Consider the following 15,912-nt stretch of genomic DNA (forward strand, 5'->3'; position numbering starts at 1 on the left):
ATGACGGTTGATCTTTCACCCTTCATTCCTTGGTCGCTCCTGGCGGGTCTGGCGGTCATTGTTCTCGCAACCGCTGCCTTTGGCATCTGGCGCGGCGTGCGCGGCGCATGGATCCGTTCGATCGCGGCCCTTGCCTTGCTGGCTGCCCTCGCCAACCCTCTCCTGCTGCAGGAAGATCGCGACCCACTGTCGACCGTCGTGCCCGTCATTGTTGACCGCAGCCAGAGCCAGCAAACGCCTGATCGCATCAAGATGACCGACGATGCCCTGGCGCAGTTGAAGGATCGCCTCTCGCGCTTCCCCAATGTCGAGCCGCGCTACGTCGACGCGACGGAGCCGCAAGATTCCGATGCTCCCTCGACCCGGCTGTTCAATGCGCTTTCGGCGGCTGTCGCGGACGTGCCGCCCGCGCGCATCGGGGGCGCGATCATGCTGACGGACGGCGAAATCCACGACGTTCCAGGCGTCAATCAGGCGCTCGGCTTCGACGCGCCGATCCACGGCCTGATCACGGGCAAGGCCAACGAGTTCGACCGCCGCATCGAGGTCGTGAAGGCACCGCGCTTCGGGATCGTCAATGAGGAGCAGCAATTGATGCTGCGCGTCTTCGACGACGGACCGAGCCCCGGCGGCACGGCAAGCGTCACGGTGAAACTCAACGGCAACGAGATCGCCACGCTCCAGGCAACGCCTGGCCGCGACACGCCGTTTTCGTTCAAGGTCGAGCGCGGCGGCAGCAACGTCCTCGAATTTTCGGTCGCCGATCTTCCGGGCGAAGTCACCGACGCCAACAACCGCGCGGTCCACCTGATCGACGGCATTCGCGAAAACCTGCGCGTTCTGCTCGTCTCCGGCGAGCCGCATGCCGGCGAGCGCGCCTGGCGCAATCTCTTGAAGTCGGATGCCTCGGTGGATCTCGTCCACTTTACCATTCTGCGCCCGCCCGAAAAGCAGGACGGCACACCGATCAACGAACTGTCGCTGATCGCCTTCCCAACCCGCGAGTTGTTCGTCGATAAGATCAAGGACTTCGACCTGATCATCTTCGACCGCTATCAGCATCGCGGCGTGCTGCCGATCCTCTACTACGACTATATCGCCCAGTACGTGGAAAATGGCGGCGCGCTGTTGATCGCTGCCGGCCCAGAGCATGCCGGCCAGGATTCGATTGCCCTGACGCCGCTATCGTCGGTGCTGCCGGCCGCGCCGACCGGGCAGATGATCGAAAAAGCCTTCTACCCCCGGCTTTCGGAGGAAGGCCGCAAGCACCCCGTTACCCGCGGCCTCGATGGATCCGCTGACGAACCGCCGCATTGGGGCCGCTGGTTCCGCAGCGTCGATGTGGAGCCGCCGCAGGGCCAGACGGTGATGGTCGGCGCTGACAACCATCCGCTGCTCGTTCTCAATCGCGCCGGACAGGGGCGTGTCGCCATGCTGCTCTCCGACCAGGGCTGGCTCTGGGCCCGCGGCTTCGAGGGCGGAGGCCCGCATGTGTCGCTCTATCGCCGCGTCGCCCACTGGCTGATGAAGGAGCCCGCCCTTGAGGAAGAGGCCCTGACGGCACGCGCATCCGGCCGCACGCTGGAGATCACGCGTCAGACCATTGGCGGCGACCCGGGCAGTGCAACGGTCCGATATCCCTCGGGAAGGACGGAAACTCTCCCCCTGACGCAAGCCGAGCCGGGCCTCTTCAAGGCCGAGAAGAAGATGGACGAGATCGGCCTTTTCGAGATCAGAAACGGCGACATGACGACGCTGGCGCATGTCGGCGCAGTCGATGCTCCTGAATTCAAGGCCATGATCTCGACGACCGAGGCGTTGAAGCCGATTTCCGACAAGTCGAAGGGGCTCGTCACCCGCGTTTCCGATAGCAGCGGCGCGATCAGCATCCCGCCGATCCTGCCGGTTCGCGGCCAGATCCGCGTTGCCGACGACGATCGCATGCAGATCCACCTTACCAACGAAACGGTGCTGAAGGGCATCAACACCCTGCCGCTGTTTGCCGGTTTCGCCGGTGTCGGCATTCTGCTGCTTGCCTTTGGCGCCATGTGGTGGCGCGAAGGGCGTTAACGGCATGGCCGAGTTTGAAGTGACCGGCTCGCCCGCCGCCGATGATCTCAGCACGATCGGCGACGCGCTATCAGCCTTCAACGTCCATGACGTCGGCCCAGCCGAACGGCAACCGCTCGCGGTTCTCATTCGAGATACCGACGGGAACGTCACCGGTGGCCTGTCCGGCTATACCGCCTGGGGATGGCTCTTCACGCAGTTGCTGTACATTCCCGACGAGGAACGCGGCAAGGGCATGGCCGGCAAGATCCTTGCTTTGGCGGAAGAGGAAGCAGCGGCACGTGGCTGCCATGGGGCCTGGATCGACACCTTCAATCCGCTAGCCCTGCGATCGTATCAACGGCAAGGCTACGAGATATTCGGCGAACTACCAGAGTTTCCGAAAGGCCGTACCCGCACGTTTCTGCGCAAGATGCTCTAGCTGAGCGCCGCCTGGCGTGTTTCAGTATCGATCGCCGTTGCCGCAAAGGCCGCCACGACCAGCAGGCCCGCAAACAGGCCGATGGCCAGACCGAACCCACCCGTGACGATGAACGCCATCAGGGATGGAGCCAGCAGTCCGCCAAGGCGGGCCATCGCCCCCGCAGCGCCCATGCCTGTCGCCCGTGAGGCGGTGGGATAGAGTTCCGGGGTGTAGGCATAGAGCGCGCCCCACGTCCCGAGTAGCGCAAAACTCATGACCAGCAGCGACACGCCGATCAGCATGTCCTCAGGAGAAACCACGAAGAGCAGGCAACCAAGCGCAGACAGCAGGCAGAAACCGATCAAGGTCGGCCTGCGACCCCAAGTCTCGACCCCGTAGGCGGCAAGTACATAGCCCGGGATCTGAGCCAGGGCGACGAAGACCAGAAAGCCGTATCCGCGGACGAAGCCGAACCCATCGCTGGCCAGCTTCGCCGGCATCCAGGTGAAGACCCCGTAGTAGGAAACGGAAACCAGGAACCAGATCGTCAGGATCAGTACACTTCGGCGACGAAGCTCGTCGGAGAAGATGCCCTCAGCCACCTGCGGCGACGCGACGATTTGATCCTCGGGCAGCAGTGGTGCTTTCCGGTGCAGCGCGAGCATTCGGTTGACGATCACCTTGGCCTCGCCCGCCCGCCCGGTCCGCAGCAGGTAGAGTGGCGATTCAGGAACGAAGAAGCGCAGTGTCAGGCCCAGCAGCGCCGGAACTGCGGTGACGGCGAAAATGTAGCGCCAGGTATCGGCTACCCCGGCGACGCTCGCAGCCCAGGCAGCCAGTGCGACGATCAGCGTGCCGACCGCCCAGAAGCCTTCCAACGCCACCAGCCAGCGGCCACGGCTCTTGGCGGGCAGGAACTCCGCCATCATCGCGTAGTCGACAGGCAACGTGCCACCGACCGCCACGCCTGTCAGGAAACGCAGCACGAGCAGGCTGGCAAAGCTGGGAGCGAAGATGGAAAGGGTGCCGAAAAGCGCATCGCAGGCAACAGTGGTGATCAGGACCCGACGCCGCCCGACCTTGTCGGCCAGGCGCCCAAAGGCGACAGCGCCGATGAGCATGCCGAGAAAGAACAGCGTACCTGTCTGCAGGGCTTGCGGAACAGTCAACCCGAAGGTGGCCGCGATCGAGGCTGCCGTAAAGCCGACGGCGAGGACCTGCATCGCGTCCGCTGTCCAGACAAGACCGAAGATGCCGATCAGGCGCCACTGGAAGGGCCCGGTGCCGGCGCGATCCAGCGCCTCGTCCATGGAAACGTTGCTCATGCTACCTCTCAAGCCCCTGAAAAATCACGCGAAGCGTGTCTCAGGCCTATGGCTCTCAATACCGCATGCAACCTATTTTCGCCAGCCGATAGTTCCCTTCAGCCTGCTATGCGCATCCTCGACAAGCGGCACGACCAGCACGCGAGACGGATCAACGGGACCGGGAAACGTGATCGCGTTGAGGGCCACCCGCTCGAAGCCGAGGGGGCAGTAGTAAGGCGGATCGCCGACGAGGATGACCGCTTCCGATCCCTTGCGACGCGCGGCGTCGATGGCAATCCGGACGAGTTCCCGGCCGATGCCGCGACCCTTGTGCGACGGCCGTACGGCAAGCGGCCCAAGCAGGTGCCCATTCACCGAGCCGGCCTGAACAGCCGTCATGCGCACCGATGCAATGGTCTCGCCATCATCGGCGCAAATGAAGGAGAGCGAGAGATCGTGCGGCCCCTGCTCGCGGATCCGGGCGGCCGCACGCGTATGCCGGCCAGGGCCGAATGCTTCTTCGTTGATGTGTTCGATAGCAGCGTCGTGCGACGCATCCTCAGTGAGGTAGACCAGATCGTGCTTGTGCATGATGAGACGGAAACCGGATAGACAGAGTTGATGGATCTCGAGCACGCCGTCAGGCGTTCGGGAGCATCAGCGTCGTCGCAGGTTTCTCGGTGCAAACATCAAATCGGTTTCCAGAAATGTGAAATCGCCGATAGCAGGAAAAATTTCAGTCGTCCAATGGAAATTTAGAAAGCGACGGCGCGGCGTGACGCAGTGTTCAATCTTTACCGCCCTGCAAATCGCCAGGACGTGGGATATGTTCGAGCCAAGGATAATTTGAAGGATCACAATATGGGCATGCTGGTTGATGGCGTCTGGCATGACGTCTGGTACGACACGAAGGAAACCAAGGGGCACTTCAAGCGCGCCGCCTCGCAGTTTCGGAACTGGATTACAGCGGACGGAGCGGCTGGCCCGTCCGGAACGGGTGGTTTCAAGGCAGAGGCAGACCGCTACCACCTTTATGTCTCGCTGGCGTGCCCGTGGGCGCATCGGACCCTGGTCTTCCGCAAGCTGAAGAAGCTCGAAAACCTCATCAGCGTTTCGGTCGTCGATCCGCTGATGCTTTCGAAGGGCTGGGAATTCAAGACCGGCGACGGCGCCACCGGCGACCATCTCTTCGACGCCAAGACGCTATACGAAATCTACTTGAAGGCCGACCCGCACTATTCCGGCCGGGTGACCGTTCCGGTCTTGTGGGACAAGAAGACCAACACGATCGTCAACAACGAGTCCTCCGAAATCATCCGGATGTTCAACAGCGCCTTCGATCATCTGACGGGCTCGACCGCCGATTTCTACCCGAACGACCTGCACGCCGATATCGATGAGCTCAACGCTGTCGTCTACGACACCGTCAACAACGGCGTCTACAAGGCCGGCTTTGCCACGACACAGGAAGCCTATGGCGAAAATGTCGTCAGGCTCTTCGAAACGCTGGACATGCTGGAAGACCGTCTCGGCAAGGGTCGTTATCTCTTCGGCGATCGACTGACCGAGGCCGATTGGCGGCTGTTCACGACTTTGGTGCGCTTCGATGCTGTCTATGTCGGCCACTTCAAGTGCAACATTCGCCGCATCGACGACTACCCCAATCTGTCGGCCTATCTGCGCGATCTCTATCAGACGCCGGGCGTCAAGGAGACGGTCAACTTCCGCCACATCAAGGACCACTATTACCGCAGCCACACGACGATCAATCCGACCGGCATCGTGCCTGTCGGCCCGGCACTGGATCTCGATCGCCCGCATGGCCGTGCCCTACTGGCAGCGGCCTAGCCCTGCGCTCTACCACACGTGGGCGGGCTCCCGCTCGCCCGCGAGTTCAGCCAGACGACGACGCGTCGCGTCCGTTGTGCCCACTGGCAGATCATCGATCGCGAAGAAGCCGCACTCGACGATTTCCCGGTCTGGCGGGCGCGGTGCCGTCTGCTCAACCTGCGTCTTATAGAAAAGGACATGATCGCGGCGGCTGGCCGCCGTATTGAAATAGATGTGGAAGAGCTCCGGCCGTCCGAGGATGCGCAAATTCCCTTCCTCGCGAAGCTCCTTGATCAAGGCTGCCTCGGCAGTCTCATTACGCTCCAGCCCGCCGCCAGGCATGTGCCAGCCCGGCAGGTAGCTGTGCCGCACGAGAAAGATACGACCCGCCGAATCGAAGCAGGCGGCCCGCACGCCCATCGTCATTCCGCGCGCAACCGCGAAATACATATGCACGATGCGCATCAGCACTCGCGACTGCCAGGGGCGTATGGTTCTGGTCACGCTTTTTCCAATTCCGCTAATCCGTTCAAGCAGATGTGTTTGAATTGCAGACTGACTGGGCTATGTGTCGTCGCATGTTCAAGCTCGCACACATCTCCGATATCCATCTCGGCCCTCTCCCTCGCCTTTCGGTCCGCGAGCTCTTTTCCAAACGCATTACCGGCTTTGTGAACTGGCATCGCAACAGGAGCAAGCACCTTTTCGGTAGCACGCTCGATCTGCTGCTCGATGACATACGCGCGAAGCAAGCCGATCATTTGGCGGTTACCGGCGATCTCGTGAACCTCGCAAGCGGACTGGAGATCCGAGCCGCAGCCGCTTGGCTGAAAGAACTCGGTGATCCCGAAGACAATTCAGTCGTGCCGGGAAACCACGATGCCTACGTGCCCGGCGCCTACGAAAAGTCGGTGCGCGCATGGTACGACAATGTGCGCGGTGACCTCGCTCCAGCCGAATGGCAGGAAAATCGCCACGTCTTTCCCTATCTTCGCGTTCGCGGCAAGGTCGCGATCGTCGGCTGTTCGACGGCGGTCGCGACGCCCCCTTTCGCGGCCAGCGGCTTCTTCGGCGAGCGCCAGGCCCGCGATACGGTGAACATGCTGCGTGCCGCTGGCGAGGCCGGCTTGTTTCGCGTCGTGATGATCCACCATCCGCCGATCCGCGGCGCGACCTCCTTCCACAAGCGGATGATCGGCATCCGCCGCTTCGGCGCCGTGATCTCCACCGGCGGTGCAGAACTGGTGCTCCACGGCCATACCCATTTGAACACGCTGCACTGGCTGCGCGGCCAGACTGGTCCGGTTCCCGTCGTCGGTATCGCCTCTGCATCGCAGGGGCCCGGCGGGCTGAAACCCCGTGCCGGCTACAACCTCTTCTCGATCGATGGCGCACCGGGTGCTTGGGAGCTGACCGGGGAACGGTTCAGCATCAACTCCATGGGCGATGGCGTGTGCAGCGAAAGCGTCGATATTTTCAAGGCTTAGCGCCGTTTTTGGATTCATCTTCTTCGCCAAGCTGATTCAGGAATTAAAGATGACGATATCTTGAATTTGGCAAAGCATCCGATGTCTTGGCAATTGGCGATTGCCACGTAAACTTGTCGCCTCGGCAGCACCAATTCACGGAGTTATTGCATGCCCATCGCGTCGATCAGTCTTCGCAGTCTGGCTTTGGCCGGCTCGCTTGCCCTCGCAGTCTCCTCATCCGCCTTTGCCATCGGCGACGAAAGCGACGAAACCAAGCCGCCGCCAAAGACCGAAACGACGACAAAATGTGCCGGCGGCAAGGTTTGGGATGCGAAGCGCAAGGAATGCGTGGTCCCGAAGAAGAATTCGTTCAACGACGATGAACTCTACAAGGCTGCCCGCGAATTTGCCTATGCCGGTCAATACGACAACGCCCTGACGGTTCTTCAGCTTGCCAGGAACCAGAACGATCCGCGCATCCTGAACTATCTCGGCTATGCCAACCGCAAGGCGGGCAGAATGGAGCTGGGGATGTCGTATTACCGCAAGGCGCTGCAGGCGGACGAGAATTATATTCTGGCACGGTCATATATGGGACAAGCTTTGGTGGAACAGGGTGACATGCAGGGAGCCCGCGTCCAGCTCGTCGAGATCCGGGATCGGGGCGGCGAGCAGACCTGGGCCTATCGCTCGCTGCTGCAGGCACTGAATGGTTATCGTACATACTGACGTTGATCCGAGCCGAGCCTAATGAAGAAAAGCTTTGAGAACCCGTGGGATAGGCCGCCGGATGCTTGCGAAGCATCCGGTACTTGTTTCATAAAGGACACAGAAGCAATATAAATCGATCTGCTGCTGGGCGCTCTCGCCGATCGCCCAAGCATTACCTGGAAAGACTATGCGTCAACCCGTGACGACCATCGATATCAGACGCGACCTGGTGGGCCTTCTGCCCCGACTGCGGCGTTTCGCGATGACCCTTGCAGGTGACGCAGCGAGTGCGGACGAACTCGCACAAGTGGCGTGTGAGCGCGCCATCGCCAAGAGCGGACAATGGAATGGCGAAGGCCGCCTGGAAAGCTGGGTCTACGCCCTCGCCCGCCAACATTGGACGGACGAGCATCGGCGTCGGAAGCCACACCCCGCTCCCAGGGGCAATGTCACCGATATCCGGGAAGCGAACCGCGATCGCACCTCGCTTGTCGATCCCGATGTCATCCACCGCATGATCGCCGACATGCCGGAAGGCACATCCAGCGCCTTTTTGCTGGTTGTTGTCGAAGGGCACAGCTATCAGCAGGCCGCCGACATCATGGGTGTCACCATCAACATCGTCGTATCCCAGCTTGCCGCGGCGAGACTGCATTTCGCCAGTGTCGCGGACAACTATCCTCACAGGTACTGAATTGCTCGATTTCAAGAAACTGCCGCTCGATGCTCAGCTAGCCGCCCTGCTGGATGGCGAGACGACGCCCGAACAAAAGCAGGAGCTTGAGCAGCGCCTGGCCACCGACGAGGGTGCCAAGCGGCTCTACGACAAGCTGCGACACGGCGCCGACTTCGGAAAGCACCGCCTCGACGACGTTCTCAGGGAGCCGGTTCCCCTCGCTCTCGTGCGGTCGATCAAGAGCGCGCAGCCACCAAAGGCTCCGGTTGCACCGCGCGTTTCGCGGCCCTCCTTCAAACTTGCGCCGATCGGCCCACAGGCTCTTGCGGCTGCAATCGTCCTCCTCATTGCCGGCTGTGGCATCGGCTTCTTCGCCGCCGGCAGCATGAGCACCATGCAATCGCCTGCCGCGACAACGATGGAAGCCATTCCTGACTCCAACGAGTGGCTGACCGACGTCATCGCCAACCAGCGGCTTATCGCCCGCCAGCCCCGTCATATTTTCGAGGTTCCGTCGACCCAGGCAGAGGAAATTTCTACCTGGCTGACCTCAACGGTCGGCGTTGCGTTCCGTGTCCCTGACCTGTCGGAACAGGGCTGGACCTTCCAGGGTGCCCGCGTCTTCATCGGCGACAGCAGGCCGGTCGGCCAACTCGTCTACACCAGCTCCGATGGCGACCTGGCTTCCATCTGTTTCCGCAAGGACAACCTGCCTTCCGAGGCAGACGATTTCAAGGAAACGATCAAGGACGAGATCGGCGTCGTTTCCTGGCACAATGCCGGCACATCCTATGTGCTCGTTGGCCCGTCGTCGGAAGCCTCGCTTGGCCAGCTCGCCATGCAGGTCGCCACATCGATCTGAGCCTTTCAGGGTTGAATTGAAGAGCTTTAGGACACCAGGACCACCTTCCCCGTTGCCATGCGGCTTTCGATAGCCCGATACGCCTCCGCCGTGAAGCGGAAACTGGCGCCCGGGTAAGAGCCTCAGCTCCCCGGAAGCGGCCAGTTCGAAGAGCGACTGGAGATCGGGAACAAGACCTGCTCCCAGCAACGGCAGAAGCGCAAAGCCTCTCAGCGACTGGTTCTTGTCGAGCGTACGGGCAATGTCCTCGGCTGTGGCTGCGAACCGCCCGCAAAGACAAGTTCGCCTCCATCCGCGAGAACCGCGAGCGACGCACGCGTCTTGTCGCCACCAATCGTGTCGTAAACAACGTCCGGGCGGGGGCCAGCTAGAGACGTTTCCCAGCCGGGGGCGCTATAGTCTATAGCCAGATTAGCCCCCATCTCCAGCGCCAGCGATCGCTTTGCTGCGCTCACTGCCGTCGCGATCACGCGCCGAGCACGGCGACGCCTGGCAAACTGGGTCAGCAAGGAACCCACGCCACCTGCCGCGGCATGAACAAGGACCGTTTTGCCCATCAGCGTGCTTTGCTGGACCGTATGCAATGCTGTCAGTCCCTGCACCACCAGGGCAGTTGCGCCGGAAAAGGGAGCCTATCGGGTATAGGCACGGCATATCCTGCGTCGACCGCCACATATTTGGCGTATCCGCCTCCGCCACCGAGGGCAAAGAGCGGCACGGCAACTCGCGTCCCAAGCCGAGTGCCGTCGACGCCTTCGCCCACTTTCTCGACCACTCCGGCAACTTCGACGCCCGGCAGCATCGGCAACAGAGGCGTCACCGCGTAGCGGTCAGCGCGCATCAAGACTTCAAAGAAATTGACGCCTACGGCGTGAACCCTGACGAGCACTTCGCCGGCCTGCAGTTCGGGCACCGGCAGCTCGACACAGGTCAAGACCTCGGGCGAACCGAAATGGTCGTAGCGGATGGCTTTCATAGCAAACCTCACGTTTGAATTGGCGTGAGATGCGCCTTAACAATAAGCTACGCTGCCAAAATACAGAGAATTTGGTGCTATACCCACCAGGAGGTGACCATAACCGCTCCGATCAAGAAGCTGCCCAGATTGCCTGTCGAGCGGGCGCTCAAGGTGATAGCCGGACGCTGGAAGCCCATCATCCTTTATTATCTCTTCGATGGCCCGAAGCGCCTGTCGGAGCTCAAGCGGATGTTGCCACAGATCACCCAAAAGGTGCTGATCCAGCAGCTGCGCGAGATGGAGAAGCATGGTCTGGTGACCCGGCAGATCTTCGCAAAGGTACCTGCACGCGTCGAATATTCGGCAACTGAGGTGGGTTTGGAGTTGGAACCGGTTCTGTTGGCGCTCTGCAAATGGGGTCAGAAACATGCCGAAGCACAGGACGAGGCAAACGATATCGCGGACTGCATCGTGCGGCCACGCAACCGGGCACGGCTGGCTGCCTGAGCCGGATAAAGTGCGCAGCAGAATACTCCGCTGCGCTGATTTCGTCAGGCCTTTCCGGCCCGCACCTCAAGCACGCGGTTCGCAGCCGAGACGATCGCCTCCAGCGACGCCCCGACAATGTTCGTGCTGATGCCGGCGCCAAAGAGCTTGCCGCCAGGATAGGACGTCTCGACGTAGGAGATCGCGGCAGCGTTCGAACCGTGCTGCAGCGAATGCTCCGAATAATCCTCGACCGACATCTCGATGCCGAGATAGTGCGAGAGCGCGTTGATAAAGCCGTCGACCGGGCCGTTGCCCCTGCCCTCGATATGCTTCGTCTCGCCGTTATCAGTGATTTCGGCGGCAACGATGCGTTGCCCCTTGCGCTCGGGATCGGCATAGGTGTGGTGGTCAACAAACTTGATGCGGCCTTGCGGCTGCGTCACGTAGCGCTCGACGAAACGGTCGTAGATCCGCTTCGACGGCAATTCCTTGCCTTCTTCATCGGTGATCCGCTGAATGTCTTCGCGGAATTCGACCTGCAGGTTACGCGGCAGATTAAGCCCGTAATCCTGCTGCAAGATATAGGCGATGCCACCCTTGCCGGACTGCGAGTTGATGCGAATGATCGCCTCGTAGGAGCGACCGACGTCCTGCGGATCGATTGGCAGGTAAGGCACTTCCCACACTGGATGGTTGGCGACCTTGATCGCCTTCATGCCCTTGTTGATCGCATCCTGGTGCGAGCCGGAGAAGGCTGTATAGACCAGTTCGCCGACATAGGGGTGGCGCTCGCCGATCGGCATCTGGTTCGAATATTCGAAGACTTCCTTCATCCGTACGATATCAGAGCAGTCGATCTCGGGGTCGACGCCCTGCGTGAACATGTTCAGCGCCATGGTGACGACGTCGACGTTGCCGGTGCGCTCGCCATTGCCGAAGAGCGTGCCTTCAACGCGGTCGGCGCCCGCCAGCAGGGCCAGCTCGGCGGCGGCGATGCCGGTGCCGCGGTCGTTGTGCGGATGCAGCGAAATGATCAGGTTTTCGCGGTTGTCGAGATTGCGGCACATCCACTCGATCTGGTCGGCATAGACGTTCGGCGTCGCCATTTCGACGGTCGACGGCAGGTTGATGATCAGCTTGTTATCGGGCGTCGGCTTCATCACCTCGATAACTGCGTTGCAGATGTCCAGCGCCACGTCGAGCTCGGTGCCGGTGAAGCTCTCCGGCGAATATTCGAAACGATAGCCGCCGCCGGCCTTCGCCGCCATATCGGAGATCATCTTTGCCGCATCGACGGCGATTTGCTTGATGCCGTGGACGTCCTTGCCGAACACCACGCGACGCTGCAATTCGCTGGTGGAGTTGTAAAAGTGAACGATCGGGCGGTTCGCGCCTTCCAGCGCCTCGAAGGTGCGGGTGATCAGCTCCGGACGGCACTGCACCAGCACCTGCAGCGAGACGTCGTCGGGCACATTGCCCTGCTCGACGCACCAGCGCGCGAAATCGAAGTCGGTCTGCGACGCGGACGGGAAACCGATCTCGATTTCCTTGAAGCCCATGTCGAGCAGCAGCTGGAACATGCGGGCCTTGCGGTCGTGGCCCATCGGATCGACCAGCGCCTGATTGCCGTCGCGCAGATCGACCGAACACCAGATCGGCGCCTTGGTCAGCGTCTTCGACGGCCACGTACGGTCAGGGATATTTACCTGCGGATAGGCGCGATACTTGATCGCCGCCTCGGGCATGCCTTTGGTTTGGGAGCGGGTGTTCGTGTCCATGTCTTGTCTTCCTCTTCCCGTCATCTGGCCAGCCGCGTCATAGCGTATCGGGTCTGGCTTGGCGATGACGAATCCGGTGCGAAAGCATCCGGCTGATCAGTTTTCGGGATTGGTCACGAGGAGCGATGGCCTGGGCGGGCTTTCGGCCGCCGGGCGCTCCTCAACGGACCCGGCAACCGCGCGTAAGGCCGAGGAGAAGAAGCGAGGTAAGGGCACGCGTGTTGTCACGGAGCGCGATGCGCCCGCGAGCAACCTGCTCAGAAATCGTGATGCCCGTGTTCTTCATGGTCGCGCTTATAGCCGGGGTACAAAAAACTGGCAATCCCTCCGTCTATTTTTTCGCCGCTTGCACGATACGTGACAGGGCCAGCATCAGCCCTCCGGCGAGCAATCCCCAGAATGCGCCCGAGATTCCTCCGAAGGAAACGCCCGATGCCGTCACCAGAAACGTGATGGCTGCCGCCTCCCGCGAGTCCTGTGCCTGGAAGGCCGACATGGCGGAACTGGAAAACGCCCCGACCAGTGCGAGACCGGCCACTGCCTGGATCAGGATCGGCGGCGCCAAGGCAACGAACGTCGTCACCGCGCCTGCCAGCAGGCCGAGAATAACGTAGGAGATGCCTGAGACGAGGACAGCCCAATAGCGTCGCGCGGGATCAGGGTGCGCGTCCTGGCCGGCGCACATCGCGGCGGTAATCGCCGCGAGATTCACCGCATGGCCGCCGAATGGCGCCGAGACTATCGAGAACAGTCCGGTCACGGAAAAAAGCGGCCCGGGCTTCGGCGTGTAGCCGCTCACCTTCAAGACGGCGATGCCGGGAATGTTCTGCGACGCCATGGTGACGATGAAAAGCGGCAGGGCGATGGAGATGAAAGCCGGCAAGTTGAAGACGGGCATAACGAACTCGACGGGCGGCCGCAGCGCTTGTTCGATCGAGCCGAGCGCTCCATCGGGAATGTCCACGCCAAAGGCAACCACCAGCACAAAGGCTGCGAGCGCCGCAGGCACTGCCCAGAGCCGCTTGAACGCGCCGACGACAATCCACGCCAGCGCTATCGGCAAGCCTAGCAACGCATTGAAACTGATCGCCCTGACCGGGGCAAAACACAAGCCGATCAGAACGCCAGCGAGCATTGCATTGGCCAGAGGCGCCGGAATCGCGGCCACCGCCCGGCCGAGCGGCTTGAACAGGCCGGCGATGACGATCAGCACCGCGCAAATCAGAAACGCACCGACCGCCGCATTGAACCCACCCTCAACCACACCGGTACTTGCAAGCAGCGCCCCACCCGGCGTCGACCAAGCAATGCTGATGGGCAGCCGCGTCACGCTGCTGAGCAAGATCGCACAGAGCCCCAGCGCGATCGACAGCGCCATAAGACCCGACGCCGCCTGCGCATCCGTCGCGCCGACACTCTGCAGGCCGTGCAGGACAACGGCAAACGAACTGGCAAATCCCACGAAGGTGGTGAGGATGCCCATGAACAGGGCCTGGATGGAAAAATCTTTGAGCATCGCGGGACTCGAGCAGCGGAAAGTCCGCATGGAGCACGAGGGAACGCGGCGAGGCAAGGGCAGAAAGAGCCGATATGGTTCTGCTTCCTGCTAGCCCGTTGTCTGGCGGGCCCGATGGCCAACAGAGCTCGCTCAGACTAGCCACATCAAAGGGTCACGACGCATCAGACGACAAAAAAGCGCCCTCGCCCGCTGTCTGGCAGGCAAGGGCGCTTCTCATAGTTCAAAATCAGATCTCGGCCTGCGACGTGATGATGCGCGAGACGAGGCCGTAAGCCTTCGCTTCTTCAGCAGACAGCCAATAGTCGCGGTCGGTGTCGGCAGCGATCTTCTCGTAGGGTTGGCCGGTGGCTTCAGCCATGATCTTGTTCAGGCGCTCGTTCATCTTGATGATTTCACGAGCCTGGATCTCGATATCGGAAGCCATGCCGCGCGTGCCGCCGGACGGTTGGTGCAGCAGGAAGCGCGTGTTCGGCAGGCAAAGGCGCTGTTCCTTCGGAGCCGCGACATAGATCAGCGCGCCGGCGGATGCGACCCAGCCGGTTCCGATCATCCAGACTTTCGGCTTGATGAACTTGATCATGTCATGGATCGAATCGCCGGATTCGACATGACCGCCGGGCGAGTTGACGTAGATGCGAATATCGTCATCATTGGCCGCGGCAAGCGCCACGAGCTGCGTGCAGACCTTCTGCGCGAGTTCCTGCGTAATCGGCCCGTAGATGAAGATCGAACGCGACTTAAAAAGGTTCGCCTCCGTTTCCTTGCCGAGCGGCAGTTCCTTCGTCTTGTCGTCCTGTTCTTCTTCTTCGTACATTCGAACCTCTCTTACGTCCAATTCGGTTCACCGCACATAGTGCGACTCCATGCGTAAAACAATGCGGGAAAAAGACAAGCCACGGAACGGGTGAAGATATGGTTAGGCAGCCGGGCCGGGTTACGGCGATGTAACTTAGCGCGGCTTTGAAAAGTCGGAATCGGTTCCTACGTCATCCCTAGGCGCAAATCGCCAGCAACAAAGGAGACCGGCCATGTCACCTGAAGAACGCCAATTGCTGACCGCCCTTTTCGAGCGCGTCCGCACCGCATCGGCAACGCCGCGTGACCATGACGCCGAAGCGCTGATCGATCAGGGAACGCGCGAGCAGCCTTATGCCACCTATTATCTTGCGCAAGCCGTGATCGTGCAAGAGAAGGGCCTCGAAGCGGCAGCCAACCACATCAAGCAGTTGGAGGAGCGCATTCGTCTGCTCGAGGCCGACCAAAGCGAATACCACAAGGCCGAACAGGGTGGCGGCTTCCTTAGCTCGATCTTCGGCAGCAGCCAGGCACCGCAGCAGCCGGCGGCGCCTCCGCCCTCCTCCGGTCCGTGGGGAAGCGCCCCGCGTCAGCAGATCCAGCAGGAGCGCGGCTTCGACACGTCACCTCGAGCCGTGCCGCAGCAGCCGACCGGCCCCTGGAGCTCACAGGCGGCGGCACCTTCCGCGGGCGGTAGCTTCCTGCAGGGCGCGCTCGGCACGGCGGCTGGCGTTGCGGGCGGCATGTTGCTTGCCAATTCGCTGAGCGGGATCTTCGGGAGCCACATGTCGTCGCTTGGCTGGGGTAGCCCGCTTGCCGGCAACAATCCCTTCGGCAACGCGCCGACTGAAGAGACTGTCATCAACAACTATTTCAACAGCGACGGCGACAAGCAGCAGGCATCGAATGATACCGGCAACGCACAACAGGTCGTCGACGATAATGACAACGATAACGACGATGCCAGTCTGCAGCAGGCCGCTTACGATGACAGCGACGACGACCAATCCGACAATGACGACAGCTTCGACGTCTGATCCGAGAT

Annotated in this window: 15 protein-coding genes and 1 pseudogene; 9 read left to right on the plus strand and 7 right to left on the minus strand. The window is 61.4% G+C overall.

The features are described from left to right. Window positions 1-2,070 carry a hypothetical protein gene (locus AS026_RS14315; protein ID WP_062370267.1) on the plus strand — a complete coding sequence of 690 codons (2,070 nt, stop codon included), beginning with the start codon at window positions 1-3 and terminating at the stop codon, window positions 2,068-2,070. 4 nt (window positions 2,071-2,074) lie between these two features. Then, the gene (locus tag AS026_RS14320; protein WP_025660397.1) at window positions 2,075-2,491 is read left to right on the plus strand and encodes a GNAT family N-acetyltransferase; all 417 of its coding nucleotides are present in this window, start codon (window positions 2,075-2,077) and stop codon (window positions 2,489-2,491) included. Here the strand turns inward: AS026_RS14320 and AS026_RS14325 are convergent. Then, a complete protein-coding gene (locus AS026_RS14325) occupies window positions 2,488-3,798 on the minus strand; it encodes an MFS transporter (protein ID WP_062370269.1) in 1,311 nt (436 codons plus the stop codon). The two genes, AS026_RS14320 and AS026_RS14325, sit on opposite strands and share 4 nt — an antisense overlap. Window positions 3,799-3,870: 72 nt before the next feature. Further along, window positions 3,871-4,371 (minus strand): GNAT family N-acetyltransferase, encoded by a 501-nt coding sequence (locus AS026_RS14330; RefSeq protein ID WP_062370272.1) that lies wholly within the window; start codon window positions 4,369-4,371, stop codon window positions 3,871-3,873. 270 nt (window positions 4,372-4,641) lie between these two features. On the opposite strand from AS026_RS14330, the gene AS026_RS14335 reads away from it, so the two are divergent. Further along, window positions 4,642-5,628 carry a glutathione S-transferase family protein gene (locus tag AS026_RS14335; protein WP_062370396.1) on the plus strand — a complete coding sequence of 329 codons (987 nt, stop codon included), beginning with the start codon at window positions 4,642-4,644 and terminating at the stop codon, window positions 5,626-5,628. 9 nt (window positions 5,629-5,637) lie between these two features. On the opposite strand, the gene AS026_RS14340 is transcribed toward AS026_RS14335, so the two are convergent. Beyond that, window positions 5,638-6,075 carry an NUDIX domain-containing protein gene (locus AS026_RS14340; RefSeq protein WP_051420064.1) on the minus strand — a complete coding sequence of 146 codons (438 nt, stop codon included), beginning with the start codon at window positions 6,073-6,075 and terminating at the stop codon, window positions 5,638-5,640. 113 nt (window positions 6,076-6,188) lie between these two features. Between AS026_RS14340 and AS026_RS14345 the strand changes: the two genes are divergently transcribed. The 4 genes from AS026_RS14345 (at window position 6,189) to AS026_RS14360 (ending at window position 9,328) form a co-directional block, all read left to right on the plus strand. Then, window positions 6,189-7,097: a metallophosphoesterase family protein gene (locus AS026_RS14345; protein ID WP_025660402.1), complete on the plus strand. Its 909-nt coding sequence runs from the start codon at window positions 6,189-6,191 to the stop codon at window positions 7,095-7,097. A 150-nt stretch (window positions 7,098-7,247) separates the two neighbouring features. Then, a complete protein-coding gene (locus AS026_RS14350) occupies window positions 7,248-7,808 on the plus strand; it encodes a tetratricopeptide repeat protein (protein ID WP_062370273.1) in 561 nt (186 codons plus the stop codon). Window positions 7,809-7,977: 169 nt separating this feature from the next. Continuing rightward, complete coding sequence (locus tag AS026_RS14355; protein ID WP_062370276.1) at window positions 7,978-8,484, plus strand: RNA polymerase sigma factor; 507 nt, start codon at window positions 7,978-7,980, stop codon at window positions 8,482-8,484. A gap of 1 nt (window position 8,485) precedes the next feature. Further along, complete coding sequence (locus AS026_RS14360) at window positions 8,486-9,328, plus strand: anti-sigma factor family protein (protein WP_062370277.1); 843 nt, start codon at window positions 8,486-8,488, stop codon at window positions 9,326-9,328. A gap of 26 nt (window positions 9,329-9,354) precedes the next feature. On the opposite strand, the pseudogene AS026_RS14365 reads toward AS026_RS14360, so the two are convergent. Next, window positions 9,355-10,304, minus strand: a pseudogene (locus tag AS026_RS14365) (quinone oxidoreductase family protein). A gap of 18 nt (window positions 10,305-10,322) precedes the next feature. On the opposite strand from AS026_RS14365, the gene AS026_RS14370 reads away from it, so the two are divergent. Continuing rightward, window positions 10,323-10,793 carry a winged helix-turn-helix transcriptional regulator gene (locus AS026_RS14370; RefSeq protein ID WP_425349798.1) on the plus strand — a complete coding sequence of 157 codons (471 nt, stop codon included), beginning with the start codon at window positions 10,323-10,325 and terminating at the stop codon, window positions 10,791-10,793. Window positions 10,794-10,837: 44 nt separating this feature from the next. On the opposite strand, the gene leuA is transcribed toward AS026_RS14370, so the two are convergent. The 3 genes from leuA to AS026_RS14385 all read right to left on the minus strand — a co-directional run bounded on the left by leuA (window position 10,838) and on the right by AS026_RS14385 (window position 14,886). Then, entirely contained in the window at window positions 10,838-12,553 is a 1,716-nt protein-coding gene (gene leuA / locus AS026_RS14375; RefSeq protein ID WP_025660406.1) for a 2-isopropylmalate synthase, read from the minus strand. Window positions 12,554-12,884: 331 nt separating this feature from the next. Then, complete coding sequence (locus AS026_RS14380; protein ID WP_062370279.1) at window positions 12,885-14,069, minus strand: benzoate/H(+) symporter BenE family transporter; 1,185 nt, start codon at window positions 14,067-14,069, stop codon at window positions 12,885-12,887. 229 nt (window positions 14,070-14,298) lie between these two features. Next, window positions 14,299-14,886, minus strand: a complete 588-nt coding sequence (locus tag AS026_RS14385) for an ATP-dependent Clp protease proteolytic subunit (protein WP_018857588.1) — start codon at window positions 14,884-14,886, stop codon at window positions 14,299-14,301. A 214-nt stretch (window positions 14,887-15,100) separates the two neighbouring features. Between AS026_RS14385 and AS026_RS14390 the strand changes: the two genes are divergently transcribed. Further along, entirely contained in the window at window positions 15,101-15,904 is an 804-nt protein-coding gene (locus AS026_RS14390; RefSeq protein WP_025660408.1) for a DUF2076 domain-containing protein, read from the plus strand. Window positions 15,905-15,912 lie beyond the last annotated feature (8 nt).

It is taken from the genome of Rhizobium altiplani, assembly GCF_001542405.1.
Classification (GTDB): domain Bacteria; phylum Pseudomonadota; class Alphaproteobacteria; order Rhizobiales; family Rhizobiaceae; genus Rhizobium; species Rhizobium altiplani.